Genomic DNA, 350 nt, shown 5'->3' with positions numbered 1-350 from the left:
ATACTGCCGGTTGTTAAAACGATAGGTTCCGTTAGGTATCCTGCAGGGAAAAGGAGACAGCTTTAACCCCTTGAAACCATTGGCTTCAGCGTTTTTGTCAAATTCGGGTTTGCTGCTATAGCTGTCAATAATATTGACGGGGCCGTCTTCGCCCTGCACAATGAATGCATGCAGCATAGCCCCGCAGCCGGGCACAATGGCTACAGTGGTATGCGTGGTATGATCTGTTAAGAACACTTTATCAAATCCATCCTGCCGGTACTTTTCTATTACAAACATGCTCCGTGATTTCTTTCTAACAAGATAACACAACACATTCATACAATTCCGCTCAACCGATTGCGTAAATT

At 44.6% G+C, this 350-nt stretch carries 1 protein-coding gene; it reads right to left on the bottom strand.

Annotation, left to right across the window (positions count from 1 at the left end):
- Positions 1–279, bottom strand: a 279-nt coding sequence (locus PLH26_RS21335; RefSeq protein ID WP_324588038.1) for an aldose epimerase family protein, incomplete at its 3' end; no start/stop codon positions are given.
- Between the last annotated feature and the right edge of the window lie 71 nt (positions 280–350).

It is taken from the genome of Agriterribacter sp., from assembly GCF_035444585.1.
Taxonomy (GTDB): domain Bacteria; phylum Bacteroidota; class Bacteroidia; order Chitinophagales; family Chitinophagaceae; genus Agriterribacter.
Note: the sequence above shows the minus strand (reverse complement) of the source record. Positions and strands in the feature narration are given on the sequence as shown.